We start from the raw sequence: 22,235 nt of genomic DNA, 5'->3' as shown, positions 1-22,235 counted from the left end.
CTTGATCTATATCAATGTCACAATCCCCTATCATAACCTATACTGGCGCAAAAAAGGAATCATCCAATGATCGCTTTCGCCGAACTCCCCAAAGTCGCTTATGACGAGATGAACACCGTTCATGCCGAAGAGGTGGAACAGCTCAACCATATCGAGACGCTCCTCGACACCGGTGCGCCCGAAACGGCCCTCGCTCAGGCACTTGAGGCACTTTTTTTCCATACCCGCGAGCACTTCGCCAACGAGGAGTACCTCATGCGAGAAGTCGGCTTTCCCGCGTTCGAGATGCACAAAGCCGAGCATGACCGCGCCCTTAATGCATTCCAGCTGGTGATGATGGAGTGGCGCAACCGCAACGACGATGAGATCATCCGCGACTACATCTGCACCGATACGCCACAGTGGCTGCAACAACACATCGCGACCATGGACACCGTCACGGCAAACTTCATCGCTATGGTGAAGGGGAGTTGACATGAAAATATACACGTTTCTGGAAGCGCCGCATTTCGGAGAACGGGTCGTCGTCGAAAAGATGCTGGAGACCCCTTTTTCCAAAGAGATCCGCATCTGTATGGCCAAAGGCAACATCATGCGCGGGCACACCGCGCCCGGACCGATTACCATCATGGTCCTCGAAGGCTGCGTCACACTCACCTCCAATGGTGATGCAGCAGATCTTGAATGCGGGGAGATGGTCTGTTTCGATGCACACGTCCCCCACTCCCTCGAAGCCCGTACGAAGAGCATTATCCGGCTGACGCTTTCAAAAGGCGACGCGCTTAAACGGGTCATCGACCTGGTGAAGACTGACGGCGTTCTCGGCAAATCTGTAGTATAGTGGGATAAGCTACAACGCTCACAATGTGGGCAAAAGGAGGAGACTCCGATGCGACTCTGGTCACTCCACCCGAAATACCTGGACGCCAAAGGGTTGGTCGCACTGTGGCGCGAAGCGCTGCTGGCGCAGAACGTGCTGCTCGGCCGAACAAAAGGGTACAAGAACCACCCGCAGTTACTTCGTTTCAAACAGTGCGAAGACCCCGCAAAAGCCATTGCATGCTATCTCGGTGACGTGGTGGACGAGGCGGACAGGAGAGGTTATAGGTTCAACAGGGGGAAAATAGTGCGCGAAGGTGAATGCGCAACGCTGTCGGTGCAGAGGGGCCAGCTTGCCTACGAGTTTGCCCATCTGCTCCATAAACTGAAACAACGGAACCCAGACCGTTACAAAGCACTTGAATCGTTACAGGAAATTGAAACGCATCCGCTCTTTAGCGCGATAGCTGGGGATGTGGAGGCGTGGGAGGTTATCTCGACAGCGACACCCTGACACGCCCGGGCGGGCGCATCGTTATCGAAGGGTGTTTACAGTTCGTCGCGCACCAGGTTGTGGCAGTGGAAACAGGCCAGTTCGATGGAGGTGTAGGCTCTTTGGGCTTTGATCTGGCGTTTGCGCGGCGTCAGGTCCCGCGTATTCTCTCCGTAGGCATCCTCGATCAGTTCGATATTCTCTGCGATCAGCTTTGCCGACTCGAGGGCGATGTTTGATTTCTGTTTCTTCTCCGGGGGGAGCATGGATTCGATCTTCTCCTTGTTGCTCAGAAGATCGTGCACCTCCGTTTTGAGACGCTTGAACACTTTCAGCGCTTCCGCCCTGTCGTTCCGGATCATAGACTCCCGGGCCGATCCCATCTCCGCATTGAGCTTCAGCATATTGAACTTCAGGTTGAATTTCTGATCCGCCGCATGCAGCTGGACGCCGAACGCGATCAGTGCCATCAGGACGATTTTCACCATACCTCTCTCCTCTCATTTTGATTCAGAAAAAATTATATCCAAATTATTTAATCCCATAAAATAACCGGGAATAAAATTAAATAATTCCGACCGTTTCAATGGGGATTCGGATGGTGGAAAATGGATGATTGTATGAGAAAAGAGGAGCGATGCCCGGGGGCATCGGCGGAAGAACAGGCGTAAAGGTTTTGGAGGATTTAAAAAGACCCTACTCTTTGCAGAGGGGTGCAAGTTTGCGGTGGCGCGAAGCCAGCGCAATGACCGCGAAGACGATCGCATAGGTCACCGGGACGAAATCCGGGATCGGCACCGGGTCGCCCTTGGCGTAGGAGTGCATCCCCGCCAGGTAGTAGTTGACGCCGAAGTAGGTCATCAGGACCGATGTAAAGGCAAGCAGGGAGATAACGCTGAAGAGGTACGGCGTGTAGATCTTCTTGATAAAGCGCAGGTGGATAACGACGGCATAGACAAGGATCGTCACCAGCGCCCAGGTCTCTTTCGGGTCCCAGCCCCAGTAACGGCCCCAGCTCTCGTTGGCCCAGACCCCGCCGAGGAAGTTCCCCACCGTCAGCGTCGCCAGCCCCACCATCAGGCTCATTTCGTTAATGGCGTTGAGCTCCTTGATGGAGAGCGAAATGCTGTGCGCGCGCTTGCCCGAGTTGAACATGAAAAGGATCAGCGTAATAAAGCCAAGCAGCGCCCCCAGTCCCAGGAAGCCGTAGCTGCCGGTAATCATGGAAACGTGGATACTGAGCCAGTACGACTGCAGGACCGGCACGAGGTTCGTTACCTGCGGGTCCATCCAGTTGAGGTGGGCGACAAAGAGGATCAGCCCGGCAAGGATGGAGGTGGCCGCAAGGGTAATCGGCGAATTCTTCGAGAAGATGAAGCCCGCCAGGACCGATGCCCAGCCGATATAGATCATCGACTCGTACCCGTTCGACCAAGGGGCGTGGCCGGAGATGTACCAGCGGATCGCCAGGCCGACCGTGTGGGCGATGAAGAAGAGCACGAGCAGTCCATAGGCCCCCTTGGCGAAGAGCCCCAGCTTGACGCGCGGGTTGATGATGTGTGCAAAGGCGAAGACCAGCAGCACGAAACCGACAAGGAAATAGAGCGGCCAGAGGCGTTCGAAGATGTTTGCGTGGTTATACCAGATCTCCAGTTTCACTTTGTTCTCGTCGGGATAGACGGTAGATCCGGCCTTTTTCTGATGCTCGGCGATCTGCTCCAGCGCGGCATCCGCCTTGCTCCAGTCGCCGCTCTTGACCGCGTCGTCGATGGAGGAGAAGTACTGGGCGGCGAGGTAACGTACGAGCATGCTCTCCTGCGGGGTAAAGCCGTTGATCGCCTCGATCGTCGCCACCCATTTGTGGTTCGCATCCCCCGCGTCCGGCCAGAGGCGCAGCATCGCGCCCGTGTAGACCATGTAGGCGACGTTGACGCGTTCGTCTACTTTGATGACGGCCTTGTCAAACTTATCGCGTTTGCCCGGTGCCTTGCGGATCGCCTCTTCGACATATTTGTTCAGTTTGTAGCCCGCCATCTCATCGGGGTATTCAAAGAACTGGTTGAAGGCAAGTGTTTTCTCACCGGCGTCGAATCCCAGTTCCTTGTTAACCAGCTTGTCCGAACGGATCATCTTGATGTCGCGCCACGCTTCGGGCATCAGCATCATCGAAAGCAGGATCTGGTTCGCATTGAGACCGAGAATGGTGTCGCCGCGGTTAATCTTGTGCAGGATCTCCGTGCTGAGGGTATCGACCGGCTTCATACGGCCGTTGCTGTCCTGAACGATCAGGGCCCCAAACATATCGGCGTGGGTGCGGTCAAAGGAGGTGATCTCCTTGATCATCGGGTTCGTATCGGCTTTGGCGCTTTGCGGCGCGAACGTCAGCAGCAGTGCTGCGATGAGCCCCGCGGCCAGTTTCTCTTTCTCTTCGGCGGCGTGCTTGGCGATCTTGCCCAGCTGGCGGAAACGGCCGCCCTTGACGAAGAGTGAGCCGAACATTCCGATGGCGAGCAGCAGGTAACCGATATAGGTCGGCAGGGTTCCCGGGTCGTGATTGACGGAGAGGATCGTCCCCTTCTCATCACGGTCGTACGAGGACTGGAAGAAACGGTAGTTGCGGTGGTCAAGAACGTGGTTCATAAAGATACGATAGGGCATTTCGATGTTCTGTTCCTTATCTATCAGGACAACGTCGCTCGCATAGGACATCGGCGACTGCGATCCCGGGTAGCGGTCGAGCTCGAAGTCCGCCAGTTTCAGGGCGAACGGCAGGCGGATGAGCTCGGCGCCGTAGCTGACCGACATCGGGATGCCTGAGAGCGTCACCGGTTCCGGCACGCCGACCTGGCCGGAAGTGCCCATGACGACGACCTCTTTGGTCTCGCTGCCGTCGCTGAACTGTAGGCGCATCGCGTCCTGCGAAGCAGTGCGCATCATCGGCCCCTTCTTTTTCGTCTCCTGAGAAACGATCGTCTTTTTCCCTTTGGCGAAGAAGCTGCGAATCACGAAGTTCGCGCCGTTCTCCGTCGTATAGAGGGTACGTGTCGAGGCGTTGTCTTCCAGGGACGGGGCAACGGCACCGCTGCTCTGGTCATCCATTTTGAGGTAGGTCAGCGGGAAGCCGTGGGCCATCTTCAGGGTATCCCCTTCCATAAACAGGCGGACGACCGGCTTACCGTCGTGCACGGGCTTGCCGGAATCGAAGTCGATAATGAGCTTCTCGTTTTCATACTGTTCGCCCTGGGAGAGCTGCATCTGGTCGGGGGCACCTCCGCCGGTGATCATCATATTGGCGATCGGCTTGCCGTCGGGCGCTTCCACGACGCTGTAGACGGCGTCGGGAATGTATTCGAGCAGCTTGACGCTGACCGTTTTGCCGGCGACATCAAAGGTCGTGTCGACGTCGTTGCCGCCGAGCTTGGAGAGGTAGAGGCTCTGCTTGTACTCGCCGACCTTGCCGTTGTCGTCATAGACGATCTTGAGGTAGCTCGTGGAGCTGGTGATCTTGTCCTCCGTCTCGCCTTCGCGGATGTGCATCATCCCCTCGTAACCGACGTAGCGGGTCACCGCCGCGCCGAACAGGATAACGAGGAAAGCGAAGTGAAAGAGGAAGACGAGCCCCTTCCCTTTCTTCCACATTTTGAAGCGTACGATATTGAGTACGAGGTTGAACGCCAGAATACCCAGCAGCACCTCGAACCATCGGGCGTTGTAGATCATGGCCTTGGCCGTCGGCGTGCCGAAATCGTTTTCGACAAAAGTCGCGTATCCGACGGAGACGGCAAACACCAGCATTAACGTGGCCATGGTTTTCATGGAGCTGATCACAGAGAGGAGGTACTTCATCTCATTCCTTTTCATGCAGTCAGAGGGCTGTGCGGCCCCCAAAGTGCGTAATTGTAGTCATTTTCGGTTAACGGAGTCTTTCAATCGGCGGGAGAGGCTGAATAAGCGTTGCTTATTCAGAGCCTATTTCAGTTCGCCCCAGTGCGCCCCGATGTTCAGCGACGCCCGCAGCGGGATATGCAGGGGATGGATCTCTTCCATAATAGATTGGAAACGCTGCCCCAGCGCATCGGCCTGGGCCGCATCCGCCTCGAAGATCAGTTCGTCGTGAATCTGCAGCAGCATGGTAGCAGGGAGGCGTTCTTTTTTTATCACATCATCGATGCGATTCATCGCCATTTTGATCAGGTCGGCCGCGCTGCCCTGGAAGACGGTGTTGACCGATTCGCGCTCGTACGCGGCTTTGAGCATCGGCGTCGCCTTGTCGTAGTCGAAATAGCGGCGGCGCCCCAGCAGGGTCTCGACGTACCCCTGCTCTTTGGAGCGCTCGACGATGGAGGCGAAGTAGGATTTGACCGTCGGGAAGGTCTCGAAGTAGCGGGTGATGATCTCCCGTGCCTCCTTCGTCGTGATCCCCAGGGTATCGGAGAGCTTCTTCTGACCCATGCCGTAGAGCAGGCCAAAGTTGACGGTCTTCGCGATGCTGCGCTTCTTCGGGGCCTCCTCCTCGCCGAAGAGGGCAATCGCGGTGCTCAGGTGGATATCTTTGTCATGCTTGAAGGCGTCGACGAGGGTCGGGTCCTCGCTGAAATGCGCCAGCAGCCGCAGTTCGATCTGCGAGTAGTCGATGCCGATAAGCTTTTTGCCCGGTTCCGCCACAAAGGCCTCGCGGATGCGCGCGCCCAGCGGGGTGCGGGTCGGAATGTTCTGCAGGTTGGGGTTTTTCGAACTGAGCCGCCCCGTCGCCGTCCCCGTCTGTACGTAGGAGGTGTGGATGCGGCCGTCGGGGCGCTGCGCTCCCAGTTGCAGGAGCGGGTCGAGGTAGGTGGAAACGAGCTTGTGCAGTTCGCGGTATGACAGCAGCTTCTCGATGACGGGGTGCGCGTCCAGCAGAGAACTCAGTACCTTCTCGTCTGTCGAATAGCCCGTCTTTGTCTTCTTGACCACGGGCAACTCCAGCTTCTCGAAAAGCACCTCGCCCAGCTGTTTCGTGGAGTTGATGTTGAACTCGCTGCCGCTGAGCTCGTAGATGCTCTGCGTCAGCTCCGCCAGACGCTCTTTCGCCTCCTCCAGGAAGGTCGCAAGCACCTTGGTGTCGACCTTGATACCCGCCTCTTCCATCGCGCCGAGCGTCAGTGAGAAGGGGAACTCCACCGCCGCGGCCTCTTCGAGCAGATGCTCGCCCTGCAGGTCCAGCAGCGCCGTCAGTTTCTCATAGAGCATCAACGTCGCCCAGGCATCCTCCGCGGCGTAGCCGCAGGCATCGGCCAGGTCGACCCCGGAGAAGTCCTCCCCCTTCTTGACCGTCTCTTTGAAGCTGATCATCGTATGATTAAGGTGGACCTGTGCGAGCTTGTCCAGGGAGAGCGGGCTCTCGGGTGCGGCAAGCCACGCCATGACCATCGTATCGGCATAAAGGGAGGGTTCGAACCCCTCCATATAGTGGTTAACAAAGTGGAGGTCGAACTTGAGGTTGTGCCCGACGACCCGCCCGGTGAAGATCTGCCGCAGTGCCGCAGACGCGGCCGCTTCGCCGACCTGTTCCGGAACGCCGAGGTAGCTGTGCCCAACGGGGACGTAGTAGGCCTCCTCTGCGTTCAGGCAGAAACTGAACCCGACCATCGTATCTTCCAGATAATCCAGCCCCGTCGTCTCCGTATCGAAAGCGACCAGGGTCTCCGCGGTGATCGCGCCGGTGAGCGCGGCGAGCTCCGATTCGTCGGTGATCAGTTTCGCGCTAAACCCGGCGTTCGCCGGCAGCGGGCACTCCGCTTCCTGCACGGCATTTTCGTTACTGATCTCCTCTTCGCTGATAAGCTTCTTCGCTTTGAGCTTGCGGATGATCCCGTTCATCTCGTAGCGTATCAGCTCCGGTACGATCGGCAGGAAGGGGTTGCGGTCGTCCATGTCGTACTCGTCCCACGCCACCGTCTCAAAAAGGTCGTCGCGCAGGGTGACGAGCTTGCGCGACATCCAGGCGTTCTCCTCCCCTTCGCGCAGTTTCTTCTGTACCCCGGCCGGCTTCACCTCGTCGAGGTTCGCGTAGACGTTATCGAGGGTCTCGTACTGGTTGAGCAGCTTCTGCGCCGTCACCTTTCCGATCCCCTTGACTCCCGGCACGTTGTCGGCGCTGTCGCCGAGCAGCGCCTGGTAGTCGGTGAACTGCTCCGGGCGGATGCCGTACTTCTCCAGGCACTCCGTCTCGTTGACGTCCTTGCGCTTTATGGCGTCGACGAGCACGACCCTGTCATCGTCGATAAGCTGGTAGAGGTCCTTGTCGTGGGAGACGATCCGCACGACCATCCCCGCTTCGACCGCCTTTTTCGTAATAGAGGCGATCATATCGTCGGCTTCAAAACCGCTCTGCATCAGGGTCTTGAAGCCCATCTTCTCGATCCACTCGATGGCGATGGGGAGCTGCGCTTTGAGCTCGTCGGGCGGCGGCGGGCGGTGCGCCTTGTACTCGGGGTCGATCTCGTTCCTGAAGGTCGGCCCCTTGGCATCGAGGGCGAAGACGATGTAGTCGCTGGCATGGTCCTGGTGAAGGCGGTCGATAAAGTTGATGAAACCGGTGAGCAGGCCGGTCGGGAACCCCTCTTTGTTCGTGAGCGGCGGCAGGGCGTAAAAACTGCGAAAGAAGAAACCGAAGGTATCGATGACGGTAATGGTTTTGGGCATAGCGGGTCTCTTTTGGTCTTAAAGTTGCACTTAGATAAAAACGGAAGCCATTTTAACGAAAACGGGATTAATCGGGCTGCGCTATAATCCCGGCGAAATATTTAAATAAGGAAACGACAGGTGTTCACGCATAAAGAGCTGATTCTATTCGACTTTGACGGTACCCTCATCGACAGCGCCCCCGACCTGGCGCTGGCGGTCAACCATATGCTTGAACAGCTCGGGCGTCCCCCCTTCGAAGAGACGACCGTGCGCGGCTGGGTCGGCAACGGGGCTCGCACCCTTGTCGAGCGTGCCCTGCGCGCGAGCGGCAACGCGGAGGACGATACCGAAACGGTCGACCGCGCTCTCGCAATCTTTTTGGAGTTCTATGCCGGCAACCTCGCCGTGCTGACGCGCCCCTACCCTCAGGTGCCCGAAGTCCTGCAACAACTGCACAAAGAGGGCTACCGCCTGGCCATTGTCACCAACAAGCCCTACGCCTTCATAGAACCCATCTTGCACAGCCTGGGGATGTCTGAACTGTTCGAATATACTCTCGGCGGCGATTCGCTGCCCCAACGGAAACCGGACCCCCGGCCCCTGCTGCACGTCTGCGAAACCCTTGGCGTGGACAAGGAGCGCTGCGTCATGATCGGCGACTCCAAAAACGACATCCTCGCGGCCAAAGCCGCCGGAATGGATGCTATCGGCCTCGGCTACGGCTACAACTACGGGGAGGCAATCGCCTCGTATACCCCCAATCTCGTCTGCGACACCTTCGCCGAGGTCGCTGCCCCCTTCGGAGTCTCCCATGGTGCCGGCTAACATCGCCATCGTCGGCGGAGGGGTCGCAGGAGCGACGGCGGCGCTCTACCTGAGCCGCATCGGGATGCGGGTCACCCTCTTCGAAAAGGGCGAGAGCCTCGTCTCCGGCCCCCCGTTTTGCCACCTGCATGCCGGCGGGAACCTCTACCGCGAGATTTCCGATGAACAGTGCGTCACCCTGCTGCGCCAGTCCATCGATCTGCTGCGTTTCTACCCCTACGCCGTCGATTTCCGCCCGACGGTCATCGCCGTCCCCCTGACCGACACAGGCGAGCCCGACGACCTCTACCCCCGGCTGGAGATGCTGCGCAGCGAATACCGGCGCTTTATCGCCGAGGACGAACGCAACCAGGTCCTGGGCGACCCGGAGACCTACTTCCGCCTTTACGACCGCGAAAGCGTCGAAGCGCTCCGCGAACGCGAACCGGTCGCCATGCCGCAGACCCCCGACGAGTGGATGATCCCCGTCGCCCGCGAAGTCGACCTCTCCACCGTCAAATTTCCCCTCATTATGGTCCAGGAGTACGGTCTGAACCTCTTCCGCCTCGGCGCGGGCGCCGCCCTCTCGCTTCAAAAGCTCGACGGCTGCGACCTGCAACTCGGCACGGCGGTCACCGCCGCGACGCAAAGCGTTGACGGAAACGGTTTCATTGTCACCGCGACCGAAGGGGAGCATACGACGACGCAGCGCTTCGACTACCTAATCAACGCCGCGGGCTTCCGCACCGGGGAGATCGACGACATGCTCGGCTTCAAACGCGAGCGGATGGTCGAGTTCAAGGCCGCCTATGTCACCAAGTGGCAGGAGAGCATCGTCTGGCCGGAGGTGATCTTCCACGGCGAGCGCGGCACCCCCAACGGGATGGCGCAGTTCACCCCCTACCCCTGCGGTTTCGTGCAGCTGCACGGCATGACCAACGACATCACCCTCTTTGACGAAGGGCTGGTCGGCAGCACCCCCGCCAGCGCCCAGCCGAACCTTGACGAGCGCTTTATCGAGATGATCGACCGGGAGTGGGAGTGGTCCTGCGTCGAACGCCGCAGCCGCCGCGCCATCGAGCACATGGCGCGCTATATTCCCGCCTTCATCGACGCCGAGGTCGCCTCCAAGCCCCTCTTCGGTGCCCAGCAGATCCCCGGCGACGACCCGACCCTTCGCGCCGCCGACGTCTCCTTCGTCGGCGACCGCTATGCCCGCTGCGAAGTCGTCAAAGCCTCCTCGGTACTGAGCATGACCGATGCTATCGTTGAACGTCTTGTACGCCTCGGCTACGCTGACGCCTCTGTCCAAGGGACGCGCACCTTTGACGTGCCGGCCGTCCCTTCGGAACAGCTGATCGAAACCGAAGCCTCCTCCATCGCCGAAGCGCGCTCCTACCCGACCTGCCTCTCCCGCCGGACGGTCCGCGAAGGCAGCCCCGCCGCGTAAGCGACCCGCGCACGATCGCCTCTCCCCGCACGCTCCCGCCGACATGTCCGTTGCGGCTGCCGCAACGTTGACATTTAAGCCATCCTGTTTTATGATGTAACCATACCGTTGCAAAGGAGATGCGATGATCGACAAGAAAAAAGTCAGCAAATACGTCAAGAAAGAGCTCAAGAACATACTGAAAAAAGAGCTCAAGCAGGAGGTCAAGAAGCACATCAAAGACTACAAAGTCAAAGAGCGTGTCGAAAAGAAAGCGAAACGCAAGGGCTGATGCATTCATCAAGAGGAGAGAGGATGCACAGCTATATTTTCAATACCGACCTGGGCACGTTCGAGATTACGAACAGCCGCCACCACCGGATGTACGAACTCTGGCTGGAGAACGAGAAACTCGGCGAATACGCCACGGCCGCCGAAGCTGCCGATGACGTCGCGACATTCAACACGGGCTACATCGAATGGGACAACCTTGAAAGCGAGGCCATCCATGTCCCCGCGGGAATCGAAGCGTGGAGCGAAGTGATTGAGCGCACGCTGGAGAGCGCCGTCAACCTTCACCGCCGGGGTGTCGACGACAACCCCTATCTCGTCAATTCAGAGGGGTGACACCAAGCGGCGAGCACGCATCGCCGCATCCCATTGCGTTTTTAGAACAGTAAATGTACAAAGTCGGCATGACTTTGGATGCACTCACACTCGACACCCCCTATCTCTCCCTCGATCCGCACTTTTACGACCCGACCGAACCGACGCCGCTGAAAAACCCCTACCTGATCAGCTTCAACCCTGATGCGGCCGGGCTGATCGGCCTTGCCCCAGACACCGCGGCGGACAACAAACTGGTAGAGCTGCTCAACGGTACGTTCACCCCCGAAGGCGCCAAACCCTTCGCCATGTGTTACGCCGGGCATCAGTTCGGGATGTTCGTCCCGCGCCTCGGCGACGGGCGGGCCATCAACCTCGGCAAGAGCGGGGAGTGGAATCTGCAGCTCAAAGGGAGCGGCGAGACCCTCTATTCGCGCATGGGCGACGGGCGGGCCGTCCTGCGCTCTTCCGTGCGCGAATACCTGATGAGCGAGGCGATGCACCACCTCGGCATCCCGACGACCCGCGCGCTTGCGCTGATCGGCTCGGAGACAAAGGTCGTGCGCGAACGCCTCGAGCGCGGGGCGGTCGTACTGCGGATGTCGCCGACCTGGGTCCGTATCGGCACCTTCGAGTACTTCTACTACAAAGAGGAGCACGACAAACTCGAACCCCTGGCCGACTACGTCATCAATGAAAGCTACCCCCATTTGAAGGGCGAGGAGGATGCCTACTTCCTGATGTTCGCCGAGGTCGTCGAGCGCACGGCCCGGCTGCTGGCGCAGTGGCAGAGCGTCGGTTTCAACCACGGCGTCATGAACACGGACAACATGTCGATGGGCGGCCTCACCATCGACTACGGTCCCTACGCCATGCTTGATGACTACGACATCTCCTTTATCTGCAACCACACCGATACCCACGGCCGCTACGGTTTCGGGCAGCAGCCCCATGTCGCCTACTGGAACCTCTCCATGCTCGCCGAGGCCATGTCGCCCATCGTCTCCAAGGAGCGGATGGAGAAGAAGCTCGACGATTACGGTTCCGTCTACACCCAGACCTACGTCGAGATTATGTGTAGCAAAATGGGACTGGCGACTGAGAAGGAGGACGACATCATCCTGCTTAAAAAGATGCTCACCGCTTTGCAAAAAAGCCAGGCGGACTACACCCTCTTCTTCCGCACTCTCAGCCGCTACGACGGCGACGGCAAAGCACTGCTCGATATCTGCGTCGACCGCGAACCGGTCCGTGAATGGCTGACCGAGTACGACGCCCGGCTGCGGCTGGAGGAGCACAGCGCGGAAGAGCGCCGCACCGCCATGCTGCGGACCAACCCGAAATACGTGCTGAAGAACTACATGCTGCAAGAGGCGATTAAAAAAGCGGAGAAGTTCGACAACAGCGGAGTCGAGGAGCTGTTGGAAATCGCCCGCAATCCCTTTGACGAACTGCCGCAGTTCGAGCGCTACGCCAAAGCAACGCCGAACGAACACAAGAACCTCAAGCTCTCCTGCTCCTCATGATAAAAGCATGAAGAGGCGCTTCTCATTCTTTTCTTTTTCATAAGAAAAGAACCAAAAGAAAATCGGCCTTTCGCGAATCGCTCGCCCTTCTCGGCTTTATGCCTTCAGGGCGGCTTTCAAGGAGCGCTCAAGGCCAACTTCCGATTGATTTGAATGCGCTTTGTCAGTACAAAGCTCTTGATACGAGCTTCGACACGTCGAAGCGCATAACTTTAATAGGCGAAAGGTCGTTAAGCGTGCCTTGAAAGCCGCTGCGGAGGCATAAAGCCGGGAGCAGCGTGCGATTCGCGCAACGACGATTTTCTTTGGTTTCGTTTCTTTGTAAAAAGAAAGGAAAAGGAAAAATGTTCATTCCACTTTTTTAGAAAAAGTAGCGCAAAAAGCGGCCTTTCGCGAATCGCTCATCCCTCCCGGCTATATGCCTCCGGGATGGCTTACAAAGAGCGCTCAAGGCCAATTCCTAATTTCATTGAATGCGCTTCGGGAACCGAAGCTGATGTAGGTAGCCGGTTTTTTACAGGAAAAGCCAGACGAGGAAGGCGAAGCCGATACCGAGGTTCACCCAGCTGCCCCCATCCTCAAAAAGCATGACCAGCAACTCGTACCAGGTGGCCAGCGGTTCGGCGGGGACATCGAGCATCTGCGCATGGGCGTAGGCGGTGATGTCGGCACCCCAGATAAATGCGATGATCTCGGGGACAAAGAAGAAAAGGACGACTCCCAAAAAACCCCACACCGTTTTTTTCGGCTTCATCTGCGCGACACTGCGTCGCAGGGCGGGGTTGTGTTTCAGGCGATAGGTGGCGGTTGCGATTTTTTCTCGGATCATTAGGATAGAATTTTACCAAAAAGGCAAAAACAATGTCGAAAACGAAACTCCTGATCGTCTGGACGAACGGCGACAAAGAGGTCGCCATGAAGCTGCCCCTGCTTTACGGCTCCGTCATTTTGGAACGGGGCTACTGGGAAGAGGCCCACCTGATGATCTGGGGACCCTCCATCAAACTGGCCGCCGCCGATGCGGAGGTGCAGGCACGTCTGAAACAGATGCAGGAGAGCGGCGTCACCATGAGCGCCTGCATCGTCTGCACCGAGGATTATGAGGCTACGGATGCCCTCGCGGCACTGGGAGTAGAGAATACCCACACCGGCGAGATGCTCACGGCGTGTCTCAAAGATGACAGCTGGGCGGTAATGACGGTATAATCATCCTTATAGGCACCCAAGGAGGAGCAGATGCGGAACTACCTTTTCAACACCGATATCGGGACCTTCGAGATCCGACAGGCGGGCCACGAGCGCTACCAGCTTTGGATCGATGAGGAGATGCTCGGCGAGTATGAGAGCCCGGAGAAAGCGGCCGAGGACGTCGCCGCCTTCAACACCGACTATCCCGAGTGGGACCGGCTCGAAAACGAGTACGGCAACGTCCCTACAGGCCTGGCCGACTGGAGCAGCGTCAGCGAGACGATCCCCGAAGCCTGATGGGCAGTGCTCAGCGAGACGGCAAGCACCGTTTTATCGCGGACTGCCATCTCGGCCGTGTTGCCAAGTACCTCCGCTTCATGGGGTACGACACCCTCTTCTTCCCGACCATCCCGGACACGGAACTGCTCCGGGTAGCCAAGGATGAGACACGCACCATTCTCACCCGGGATGCGGCCCTCTCACAGCGCAAAAACGTGCCGGTCTATCTGCTTGACGCCGTCGAACTCCACGACCAGCTGCGCGAACTGGCGGCGCATTTCGGGTTGGAAATAGGCGAGGATGTGCATCGGCGCTGCCTTGTCTGCAATGCTCCGCTCGTGCGCGTCTGCCCCGCCGCGATTCAAAAGGCCGTACCCGAAAAGGTCTACGAAACCTTCGACACCTTCCGGCAGTGCCCCGAATGCGGCCGCGTCTACTGGAACGGCGACCACTACCGCAACATGATTCTTTTCCTGAAAGCAGCCCTGTAGTGCGGCGGCCCTATGCCGCTTTGACGCGCTCTTTGTATTTTGCCAGGCGGTAGGCCTGCTGCAGGTTTGTGCCGATCATCGCCACGACCGCCGTGTCGATCTTCCCATTATCGGCCATCTCCTGCAAAATGGCGAAGGCCGCGTCCGGTTCCATCGCCGCGCGGTAGGGGCGCGTCTGCACCAGGGCCTGGAAGATATCGGCGACGGTTACGATCCGCGCTTCAAGGGGGATCTCCTCCTCCCCAAGGCTGTAGGGGTACCCCTTTCCGTCGAGCATCTCGTGGTGCAGGGAGGCGATGCGGGCGATTCCCCGGAAACCGTGGATGCGCCGCAGGATCATATTCGAATCGAACCCGTGCCGGTTCATCAATATCTTCTCCCCGGCATCCAGCCGACCGTTCTTGTTTAAAATGGCATCTTCGACCCGCAGTTTGCCCAGATCGTGCAGGAGTGCAGCGATCTCCACCGTCTCGCGCCTCTGTTCGTCCAGCCCGAACCCCCGGGCCAAAAAGTTTGCCAGTGCCGCGACCCCGAAGGAGTGCTCAAAGGTGAAGGGGCTTTTCGCGTCGACGACGTCGGCGAACATCTGCGCCATCTCCCGCACGGCCGAAAAGGAGAACGGTCTGTTCTCCCCCCTGCCGACCCACTCCATCAGCTGCTCTTCCAGCGGTTCGTCCTCCAGGGAGAACCAGAAGGAGTTCCGGCCCGAAGCCTTTTGGAACGCTTCGACGAAATCCGGTGCGAAAAAGGTGCCACTGTGCTCGACGATGACGCGTTCGATCTCCGCACTCTGTTCCAGGCCCGAACCGCCCATCTGCGAGCGGAGCGCATCGACCCTGTCGGCGAGATAGATCAGGTTGGCCAGCTGTTTGACACGCCTGTCAACGGGCAGATGCTCCAGAAGCTCCCAGTGGGTGTGGTGGTAGTAGACCGGCAATGCGAAGCGTTGAAAGAGCGCCACCTTGCCCAGCAGGATCGCACCGCGTTCACAGTGGATCTGCTCATCCTTCCACTCCAGCTGCGTGACAAGGGAGCGGTGAACGTCCGTCGTTGAAACACCGCAGTCATGGAGCATCCCGATCCCGATGATATCGTCTATAAATGCCTCATCAAACCCCGCGGCTCTTGCGCATTCGGCGGCCATGAAGGCCACCCGCTTTCCGTGGCGCGTATCGTCGATACCGACAAGGTCAAGGGCCTCGGTGAGGGCGTAAATCACTTCGCGAATATTGAGTTCGTAGTCCATCGTTAACACTTTCTGTGAACGTTATTATCTAAGAAGATAATAGCACATTCCCTCTGACCGAACGGCATGTTTCCGAGCCGGCATGGCGTTTTTTCCCGCCGCGCGGATAGGATATAATTCACCCATGTCTGCCAACTCACCTCTCTGCCGATTTCTGCTGCGCATGACGGCCCGTTGCCGATGACCGAACGCTACACCGCCGACACCGGCACGTTCGAAGAGGACGAAGAGCCGCTCTGGCAGCGCCGTGCGCGCGAAGATGCCCAAAACGCCGAGGCGCTCGCCGCCCGCAACGACAAAACCGTCTACCGCGAGGGCGACCAGGTCGGCAACTTCCTGTTTGTGCGCTATATGAAGGCGAAGAACCGTGCGATCTTCGCCTGCCCCGACTGCGGCAAGAAGTTTCAGTACAACGTCTATACCATCAAGCAGAAAAAGCGCTGCAAATGGTACAAGGGGCACACAAACCAAAAAGGAAAACGATGACCGACGAAGAGAAACTGTTCGAGATGGTGGAGCGCTGCGTCGCCGACGCCGTGCTGGCCCTGGAAGAGGAGCGGCCCCTCGTCCCCTTCGCCAAGCTGCTGGCACAGGACGGCAGCGTACGTGAACTCGCCTGCGAAAGCGGCGAAGAGAAGCAGTGCTACGAGCAGCTGCTCGAACGCCTCAAGGGCGAGGTGAAGATGGGGGACGTCGATGCGGTCGCCCTCGTCGCCCGTGTTACCATCCCCGAGCAGTACAGTGCCCCCTCGCCCCAGGGGATCCGCATCCACGTCGAGGAGAAGGCGCAGGCGCACAAAAAAATCTCCGCGCGCCTGCTTTACGTCCCCTACGACCTCTTTGCCGCCGACGGCGAGGCGAAGCGCAGCGTCATGCTCCACAACCCCATTGCCATCGGGATGCCGATGGAAGTCTACGGTTCATAGCTTCTCCGGTTTGCACAGCGCCCCCTTCTCCGCCGCGCTACGCAGGCATTTTCTGCAGTAGTATTTCGGGGAGGAGAGCAGCTTTCGCAGCGCCTTGTCCGGCTTCTCATCCGCATTCAATCTGATCTTGCACAGCGTCTTCATCTTTGCTCCTCTCCTTCCCGTTTTTTTGTCAGTAGCTCTTTATCCCCATTATAGCACTGCTGCCTGCTGACGGACCACCGTAGGACACATATAGATTTTCATTATGAAAACGGTATGTTTTTTCGCTAAAATTGATTAAATATACTTATAGAAGGAGCGAGCATGACAACGACGGTCAACGGTATTGAAATACACTATGACGACCTGGGATCGGTCGACATGCCGGCACTGATCTTTCTGCACGGCTTTCCCCTGAACCGGACGATGTGGCAGCGCCAGGCGGAAGCCTGCAGGAAGCACTGCCGGGTCATCGCTTACGACCTAAGAGGACACGGGGCAACGGAGGGGGGCGAAGAGCCCTTCTCCATTCCCCTCTTTGTGCAGGACCTGCTCTCACTGATGGATGCCCTGCGGGTCAAAACGGCGACGCTGTGCGCCCTCTCAATGGGCGGCTACATCGCCCTGCGGGCGGCGGAGCAACACCCCGAACGCTTCAACGCCCTCATTCTCTGTGATACGCAGTGCGCCGCCGATACGCCCGAAGGGCGCGAGAAGCGGCTGCAGGCCATCCGCGCCATCGAAGCGGACGGCGTCGAGCCCTTTGCCGAGGGGCTGCTGGGAAAACTGCTCGCGGAACAGACCTTCGAACAGCATCCCGAAACAGTCGCCGCAGTCAGGGAGATGATCGTTTCAACGCCCGCACACTCCCTGGTGCACTCGCTGCGCGCCATGCGCGAGCGCGACGAGACCTGCAGCGGACTCCCCCGGCTCGCTCTCCCGGTGCTTATCCTCGTCGGCGAGGCGGACCAAATCGCTCCGCCGGACGCTTCGGTCTACATGCACAACGCCCTCCCGGACGCCGAGCTCGTCATCATCGAAGGGGCGGGACACCTGAGCAACCTCGAGAACCCCGAGGCGTTCAATGCCGCCCTGCTCCCCTTCCTCTCCAGGCACTGCCACAGGGACTAGCCCGAGATCATCTTCGAGGTGATCCCCTTCTGGTCGCGGTTGTCGGCGACAAAGACGCCGGCAATGTGCAGAACAACAAAGGCGACGATGGCCCAGGCGACAAGCTCGTGCAGCTCCTTGACGGAGCCCGCAATGTCCTTGGCAAGGCCGATATCCTTGTAGAAAGTGATGAGCAGCCCGCTGACGGCCATAAATGCCATCACGGCGTAGATGACTTTGTAGCCTCGATAGACCCATGCCATGTGGCTGTTCTCCGGTGCGTAGCCGAACCCCTCTTTAAAAATCATCACCAGCCGCCAGAGGACGAGCACGGCGAAAACGTACCCCAGGATGATGTGCCACTCCCACATCGGCGCCCTGACAGCCTTGGCCAGTGCCGCGGCCTGCTCAGGCGTCACGGTAATGCCGAATGATGCGAGCTTCTCCAGCAGGATCTGCGAATTGGTGTGCCAGCTCAAAAAGGTCTTGCGCAGGAAAAACGTCCCCAGCAGACCGAGGACGACGACGGCGTTGGCCCAGTGCCAGACGCGCAGTTGTAACGAGTAATCTTTCATGATCTCCCCCTCCGGTTAAATATGACAATTATACGCCATATTCCTCAAACCTGTGTATCCGGGGCGTAAATGAATGTAAACAGTGAAAGTGCCCGGCGGAGGCTCAGCACGCCTCCCCGGCCATGGGGATGCGGATCGTGAAACGGGCACCGGTCCGGTCGTTCTCCGCCGAGATAGAGCCGTTGAACTTCTGCTCGATGATCTGCTTCGTCATGTAGAGCCCCAGCCCCGTGCCCTGGCTTTTGTGCTTGGTCGTAAAATAGGGGTCGAAGATCTTGTCGATGATCGCCTTGTCGATGCCGCCGCCGTTGTCGCAGACCTTGATGACATACTGCGATCCTTCGGCGAATCCTCTGCACTGGATGAAGCCCGCATCGGTCCTGTGGCTCTTAATGGCATTGGCCGCGTTCGAATAGAGGTTGATCAGCGCCTGTTTAAGGTTGTTCAGATGCCCGCCGATCCGGACGTTTTCGAGATCGGTCTCGTAACCGATCCGCTTGCCCATAATGGAGCTGATAACGAGGGTCTGCAGCGATTTGTCCATATCGCTGATGCAGAAACTGTCGTGCCCCCCGTCCTCCTGGTAGTAGAGGCGGAAATCGTCGATCGTGTCGGAGAGGTACTGGATGATCTCGCTGCAGTGGCTCTGGAACTCTTCGAATTCGCTCTCGCGCGTTTCGTCCTTCGCCATCATCATCTTGACCGACATTCCCGTCATCAGCAACCCAAGGGTATTGAGCGGCTGCCGCCACTGGTGCGCAATGTTGCTGATCATCTCCCCCATCGCGGCGAACTTGTTCTGCTGAAAGAGCATCGTGTCTTTCCGGCGGCTCGCTTCGATCTCCTCCCTGATCCGCTCCTCGAGGTTCCGGTTGATCGCCTCGAGCTTCCGCTCCGCTTCGAGCTGTTCGGTCATATCGAGACTGAGTCCGACCAGGCCGCTGACGCCGTGCTCCGCGTTTTCGACCCGCGTTTTGACAATGAGGACCTCATGCACTTTGCCGTCGGTAAAGGGGATCTTCTCATAGGAGAGATGGGGTTCGCTCTGCTGCAGGGCCGCGGCATCCGAACGCATGCAGCTCTGCGCGGCTTCCGCTGAATAGAGCGATTCGTAATGGGGGACGGAGAGGAACCGCTCCTCGCTGATACCTGTGGCATCGCAGAAGGCCTTGTTGACGAAGCGGAGTCTGCCGGATATGTCCTGGGACCAGATCCCGATGGGCGCCGTATCGAGGATCGTTCGAAAGGTCAGACGCTCATCCGGGGCCAGGATCTCCCGCGCGCGTTCTTCCTTCACCCCCATGCAGCGCGAAACGAGGTGGCCACTGGAGAGTTTGTAGATGTAGCCCTCCTGCCAGAGGTCGGTGGACCCGTAGCAGGGGACCAGGGCGACCTCCTCCGCCTCTCCCGTGCGGTACACCTCCCGGAAGAACTCAAGCAGGGGACGGGTCGCATTGACAGGGAAGAGCGTGGATAACGCTTCGCTGACGGACTCTCCTACATCAAAATGGCAAAGTTTCTTCGCTTTGTCATTGATGTAGACGACCTTGAAGTCGTCACCCTCCTCCAACGGTTCATAGACAGTAATCCCGATATCGACAAGGTCGAAAATCTCTTCAAAACTGAACATGCATCTCCTCCTGCCTCATTTTATCGTAAGGGAGATATACAAAGGCCCTGCCGGGGCGCTCACGGGGCGGACTCTGTTCAGAGTGTCACTTTCCGCACGCTGGTCCACAGAGCTCCTTGATAAACAGCCATAACAAAGGCGGGCGGCAGGGAGGTTGCGCAGTAGTCGATATCTTCGGCGTTGAACTCGGGGCGGGCGGGGTCGAGGAACTTCACGACCGTCTCACAGCCGTAGATGCGCCGCCGGACCTCATCGGCTTCCATCGTCTCTCCCAGTAACTGGGCACGTATATACTCCGCGCAGGCGAAATCCTCGTCCCCCGTGGGGTGGGAAGCGACGAGGTTTATTTTCGCATCGCTGTCGCCGTAATGCGCTTTGAGGTACAACGCCGTCGCTTCGGCGTTGGAGAAGCCCGTCAGCAGCACCATAGGAGCCCCCAGCGAGTGCAGCGCCGCCTTGACGCCGTTCGTTGTCTTCTGCACGATTATAAGGCCTTCCAGATCGGCAGAGGCGAAGCAAACGGGGGAGTTGTCGAGGTCGAACCCCTCGATGGGGAGGCCGCCGATCTCGCCGGCCAGCAGTACCTCCGGACGTTCCTTCCGCACGGCAAAGGCCGCCTTAACGTCCGGGACAAGGAGGATCTCCGCGGCGCCTTGCAAAAAAGCGTAATGTGCCACGGTAAAGGCCCGCACGACGTCGATGACGACGTTGACCTCAGAAGCGGGAAGCGTGAGGTCGTTGCCTCTGAATATCTCGACGCGGGGACTCACTGGCGCTTTGTTCTCCTATAGGTAACTGATGCTCTCCGACTTGATCCGTTTCATATCCTCTTCGTCCAGTTCATCGTAACTGTAGACAAAACAGGCCGGCTTCTCTTTGACCTTCTTATGGACCTCCCAGAAGGTCTCCATATCCTTGACAATGATAACCTTCTCGGCGCGCAGCTCCTCCAGCGGAAGGCCGACAAGACCGTGCGACAGTGTGATCGTAATAAGCTCCATCATTTCGCTGTTGATGATGATGGGACCGTTGCCTTTGAGAAGAACGACTTTCGGACGCGTTTTGTTTTTCACTGTAGAGAACCTTTTTTTGATTCCCCTATTACAATAACCGTTCTATCCCCACCCTCAGTTGCCGAAAACCTTCTGCAGCAGCTCCGTCGTACGCGCCGCAGGGTCGGTGCGGATCGCTTTCTCCTCTTCGGCAATGACCGTGAAGAGGCCGTCTACTCCCTTGGCCGTGATGTAGCCGTCGAGGTCGCGCGGGTCGTACGTCGTTGCATTCGATTCACCCGACAGCGACCCAAGAAGCTTCGTCACCCCCGTCTGCTCCAGTACGGGCGCACCGTAACTGTCATAGGTATCGACCATCGTCTTGTAGTACTGCGTTACCTCGGTCTCCTGTGTATACTGCTGGACAATAGGCAGGATCGCCGCCTGCAGCGCCGGGCCGGAGTGCTCGCGGAAATACTCCGTTGCCGCGTTGTCCGGACCCGTAAGGATCTTCTTTGCATCCTCGATGCTCATTGCGGAGATCGTATCGGCAAAGATCTTCGCCGTCTCCGGCACCGCCTTCTCCGCCGCCCGGTTCATCGCCGTAACGAAATCGTCGGCATACTTGCCCATCCCCGCCTTGCGCAGCCCCTTCTCGACCATCATCAGCTTGTCGGGCACGGGGATCTTCACCAGGCTGTTCCCGAGGAAACCGTCCTCCTGCCCCAACTGTTCAATGGCCTGTTTGACACCCTTGTTGAGCGCCTCACGCAAACCGCCGTCAATGTCCGTGATCGAAAGCCCGGATACATCCTTCGTCTGCGTCTCGCCCGAAGTCGTTTTTGTCACCGTTTCGATGATGGAGTCAAACAGCCCGGCATTGAGGGTCTGGGTTGTGAGTACAACAGCCAAAGAAGAGGTCATTAACAGTTTTGAAAAATGCATGGAAGCCCTTATTGTTTTTCAGTTGTCTAGCAGTATGCCATAAATCAGGAACGCTTCCGGAAAGCATTGGAATGAGAATTGCTCATAAGTTTATAAAAGGAGAGTCATGATCCCGGAGGAGCATTACGACAACCTGCAAAAAAGCGCGCCCAAGGTGGCCGAGAACATCCATGCCATTACCGAGCAGACGTTTAAAATCCTGCTGACAGAGCACCCCGAGCTAAAGGTGCTGTTCCAGGGAGCCAAAGCCGACATGCCCCAGCAATTCAGCTTTGCCGTTATCGCACTGACAACCTTTATCGACCGCCCGGAAAAAATGAAGACCTATGCGGAAAAATTCAAGGCCATGTATCCTACAGCGTCGCATGAGCAGTTCCAATTCATCTTTGAAGCGCTGCTCAAAGGCATGAAACAGGTCCTGGACCGCAAAGCCCCGCCAAAAGCCATCAACGCTTGGGATGCCGCACTGACCCATCTTAATCACGACTACCTTCATAAGTAAATGGCCTACTATATATCCTGACGTAA

At 58.1% G+C, this 22,235-nt stretch carries 26 protein-coding genes; 15 read left to right on the top strand and 11 right to left on the bottom strand.

The features are described from left to right. Nucleotides 1-66 precede the first annotated feature (66 nt). The 3 genes from ACM66T_RS05955 to ACM66T_RS05945 are packed head-to-tail and all read left to right on the top strand — an operon-like array spanning nucleotide 67 to nucleotide 1,333. Nucleotides 67-474: a bacteriohemerythrin gene (locus ACM66T_RS05955; RefSeq protein WP_231021118.1), complete on the top strand. Its 408-nt coding sequence runs from the start codon at nucleotides 67-69 to the stop codon at nucleotides 472-474. Between the two features lies 1 nt (nucleotide 475). Beyond that, on the top strand, nucleotides 476-841 hold the full coding sequence (locus ACM66T_RS05950; RefSeq protein WP_231021117.1) for a cupin domain-containing protein: 366 nt from the start codon (nucleotides 476-478) through the stop codon (nucleotides 839-841). A gap of 48 nt (nucleotides 842-889) precedes the next feature. Further along, entirely contained in the window at nucleotides 890-1,333 is a 444-nt protein-coding gene (locus ACM66T_RS05945) for a pyrimidine dimer DNA glycosylase/endonuclease V (RefSeq protein ID WP_231021116.1), read from the top strand. A 35-nt stretch (nucleotides 1,334-1,368) separates the two neighbouring features. Here the strand turns inward: ACM66T_RS05945 and ACM66T_RS05940 are convergent, their stop codons facing one another. The 3 genes from ACM66T_RS05940 to polA all read right to left on the bottom strand — a co-directional run bounded on the left by ACM66T_RS05940 (nucleotide 1,369) and on the right by polA (nucleotide 7,996). Continuing rightward, nucleotides 1,369-1,800, bottom strand: coding sequence for a hypothetical protein (locus tag ACM66T_RS05940; protein ID WP_231021115.1), 432 nt, complete (start codon nucleotides 1,798-1,800; stop codon nucleotides 1,369-1,371). Between the two features lie 208 nt (nucleotides 1,801-2,008). Further along, complete coding sequence (gene ccsA / locus ACM66T_RS05935) at nucleotides 2,009-5,158, bottom strand: cytochrome c biogenesis protein CcsA (RefSeq protein WP_231021114.1); 3,150 nt, start codon at nucleotides 5,156-5,158, stop codon at nucleotides 2,009-2,011. 123 nt (nucleotides 5,159-5,281) lie between these two features. Beyond that, nucleotides 5,282-7,996, bottom strand: coding sequence for a DNA polymerase I (polA, locus tag ACM66T_RS05930; RefSeq protein ID WP_416768891.1), 2,715 nt, complete (start codon nucleotides 7,994-7,996; stop codon nucleotides 5,282-5,284). Nucleotides 7,997-8,116: 120 nt separating this feature from the next. On the opposite strand from polA, the gene ACM66T_RS05925 reads away from it, so the two are divergent. The 5 genes from ACM66T_RS05925 to ACM66T_RS05905 all read left to right on the top strand — a co-directional run bounded on the left by ACM66T_RS05925 (nucleotide 8,117) and on the right by ACM66T_RS05905 (nucleotide 12,343). After that, on the top strand, nucleotides 8,117-8,803 hold the full coding sequence (locus ACM66T_RS05925; protein ID WP_231021112.1) for a phosphoglycolate phosphatase: 687 nt from the start codon (nucleotides 8,117-8,119) through the stop codon (nucleotides 8,801-8,803). After that, on the top strand, nucleotides 8,790-10,232 hold the full coding sequence (locus ACM66T_RS05920; protein WP_416768890.1) for an FAD-dependent oxidoreductase: 1,443 nt from the start codon (nucleotides 8,790-8,792) through the stop codon (nucleotides 10,230-10,232). Before ACM66T_RS05925 ends, ACM66T_RS05920 begins: the two co-directional genes overlap by 14 nt. 124 nt (nucleotides 10,233-10,356) lie before the next feature. Beyond that, a complete protein-coding gene (locus ACM66T_RS05915; protein WP_231021110.1) occupies nucleotides 10,357-10,503 on the top strand; it encodes a hypothetical protein in 147 nt (48 codons plus the stop codon). Nucleotides 10,504-10,526: 23 nt separating this feature from the next. Continuing rightward, nucleotides 10,527-10,838, top strand: a complete 312-nt coding sequence (locus ACM66T_RS05910; RefSeq protein ID WP_231021109.1) for a hypothetical protein — start codon at nucleotides 10,527-10,529, stop codon at nucleotides 10,836-10,838. Between the two features lie 68 nt (nucleotides 10,839-10,906). Next, nucleotides 10,907-12,343 (top strand): protein adenylyltransferase SelO, encoded by a 1,437-nt coding sequence (locus ACM66T_RS05905; RefSeq protein ID WP_416768888.1) that lies wholly within the window; start codon nucleotides 10,907-10,909, stop codon nucleotides 12,341-12,343. A 514-nt stretch (nucleotides 12,344-12,857) separates the two neighbouring features. Here the strand turns inward: ACM66T_RS05905 and ACM66T_RS05900 are convergent. Next, a complete protein-coding gene (locus tag ACM66T_RS05900; protein ID WP_231021107.1) occupies nucleotides 12,858-13,172 on the bottom strand; it encodes a hypothetical protein in 315 nt (104 codons plus the stop codon). Nucleotides 13,173-13,204: 32 nt separating this feature from the next. Between ACM66T_RS05900 and ACM66T_RS05895 the strand changes: the two genes are divergently transcribed. From ACM66T_RS05895 to ACM66T_RS05885, 3 genes are read left to right on the top strand one after another with little or no spacing between them, the layout of a single operon-like run. Beyond that, nucleotides 13,205-13,549 (top strand): DsrE family protein, encoded by a 345-nt coding sequence (locus ACM66T_RS05895; protein ID WP_231021106.1) that lies wholly within the window; start codon nucleotides 13,205-13,207, stop codon nucleotides 13,547-13,549. Nucleotides 13,550-13,579: 30 nt separating this feature from the next. Beyond that, entirely contained in the window at nucleotides 13,580-13,828 is a 249-nt protein-coding gene (locus ACM66T_RS05890) for a hypothetical protein (RefSeq protein WP_231021105.1), read from the top strand. Next, nucleotides 13,828-14,301, top strand: coding sequence for a Mut7-C RNAse domain-containing protein (locus ACM66T_RS05885; protein WP_231021104.1), 474 nt, complete (start codon nucleotides 13,828-13,830; stop codon nucleotides 14,299-14,301). The genes ACM66T_RS05890 and ACM66T_RS05885 overlap by 1 nt, the downstream gene beginning before the upstream one ends. A 10-nt stretch (nucleotides 14,302-14,311) precedes the next feature. Here the strand turns inward: ACM66T_RS05885 and ACM66T_RS05880 are convergent, their stop codons facing one another. After that, the gene (locus tag ACM66T_RS05880; protein WP_231021103.1) at nucleotides 14,312-15,547 is read right to left on the bottom strand and encodes an HD domain-containing phosphohydrolase; all 1,236 of its coding nucleotides are present in this window, start codon (nucleotides 15,545-15,547) and stop codon (nucleotides 14,312-14,314) included. Nucleotides 15,548-15,727: 180 nt separating this feature from the next. Here ACM66T_RS05880 and ACM66T_RS05875 point away from each other — a divergent pair, with 180 nt between their 5' ends. Further along, nucleotides 15,728-16,033 (top strand): hypothetical protein, encoded by a 306-nt coding sequence (locus ACM66T_RS05875; RefSeq protein WP_231021102.1) that lies wholly within the window; start codon nucleotides 15,728-15,730, stop codon nucleotides 16,031-16,033. Then, on the top strand, nucleotides 16,030-16,473 hold the full coding sequence (locus ACM66T_RS05870) for a hypothetical protein (RefSeq protein ID WP_416768886.1): 444 nt from the start codon (nucleotides 16,030-16,032) through the stop codon (nucleotides 16,471-16,473). The genes ACM66T_RS05875 and ACM66T_RS05870 overlap by 4 nt, the downstream gene beginning before the upstream one ends. On the opposite strand, the gene ACM66T_RS05865 is transcribed toward ACM66T_RS05870, so the two are convergent. Continuing rightward, entirely contained in the window at nucleotides 16,468-16,617 is a 150-nt protein-coding gene (locus ACM66T_RS05865) for a hypothetical protein (protein WP_231021100.1), read from the bottom strand. The genes ACM66T_RS05870 and ACM66T_RS05865 overlap by 6 nt on opposite strands. Nucleotides 16,618-16,779: 162 nt before the next feature. On the opposite strand from ACM66T_RS05865, the gene ACM66T_RS05860 reads away from it, so the two are divergent. Next, nucleotides 16,780-17,586 carry an alpha/beta fold hydrolase gene (locus ACM66T_RS05860; protein WP_231021099.1) on the top strand — a complete coding sequence of 269 codons (807 nt, stop codon included), beginning with the start codon at nucleotides 16,780-16,782 and terminating at the stop codon, nucleotides 17,584-17,586. Here ACM66T_RS05860 and ACM66T_RS05855 read toward each other — a convergent pair. From ACM66T_RS05855 to ACM66T_RS05835, 5 genes are all read right to left on the bottom strand, one after another. Beyond that, nucleotides 17,583-18,140, bottom strand: a complete 558-nt coding sequence (locus tag ACM66T_RS05855; protein WP_231021098.1) for a cytochrome b/b6 domain-containing protein — start codon at nucleotides 18,138-18,140, stop codon at nucleotides 17,583-17,585. The two genes, ACM66T_RS05860 and ACM66T_RS05855, sit on opposite strands and share 4 nt — an antisense overlap. 103 nt (nucleotides 18,141-18,243) lie before the next feature. Next, complete coding sequence (locus ACM66T_RS05850) at nucleotides 18,244-19,770, bottom strand: PAS domain-containing sensor histidine kinase (RefSeq protein WP_416768885.1); 1,527 nt, start codon at nucleotides 19,768-19,770, stop codon at nucleotides 18,244-18,246. A gap of 77 nt (nucleotides 19,771-19,847) precedes the next feature. Further along, on the bottom strand, nucleotides 19,848-20,540 hold the full coding sequence (locus tag ACM66T_RS05845; RefSeq protein WP_416768884.1) for a 2-phosphosulfolactate phosphatase: 693 nt from the start codon (nucleotides 20,538-20,540) through the stop codon (nucleotides 19,848-19,850). 15 nt (nucleotides 20,541-20,555) lie between these two features. Further along, nucleotides 20,556-20,843, bottom strand: a complete 288-nt coding sequence (locus ACM66T_RS05840) for a hypothetical protein (RefSeq protein WP_416768883.1) — start codon at nucleotides 20,841-20,843, stop codon at nucleotides 20,556-20,558. Nucleotides 20,844-20,897: 54 nt separating this feature from the next. After that, a complete protein-coding gene (locus tag ACM66T_RS05835) occupies nucleotides 20,898-21,686 on the bottom strand; it encodes a DUF4197 domain-containing protein (RefSeq protein WP_416768882.1) in 789 nt (262 codons plus the stop codon). A 127-nt stretch (nucleotides 21,687-21,813) separates the two neighbouring features. On the opposite strand from ACM66T_RS05835, the gene ACM66T_RS05830 reads away from it, so the two are divergent. After that, complete coding sequence (locus ACM66T_RS05830; protein ID WP_416768880.1) at nucleotides 21,814-22,209, top strand: hypothetical protein; 396 nt, start codon at nucleotides 21,814-21,816, stop codon at nucleotides 22,207-22,209. The last annotated feature ends 26 nt before the right edge of the window (nucleotides 22,210-22,235 follow it).

The organism is Sulfurimonas sp. ST-25 (assembly GCF_048079205.1).
GTDB classification, from domain to species: Bacteria; Campylobacterota; Campylobacteria; order Campylobacterales; family Sulfurimonadaceae; genus Thiomicrolovo; species Thiomicrolovo sulfuroxydans.
This window is presented reverse-complemented; position numbering and strand designations above follow the sequence as displayed.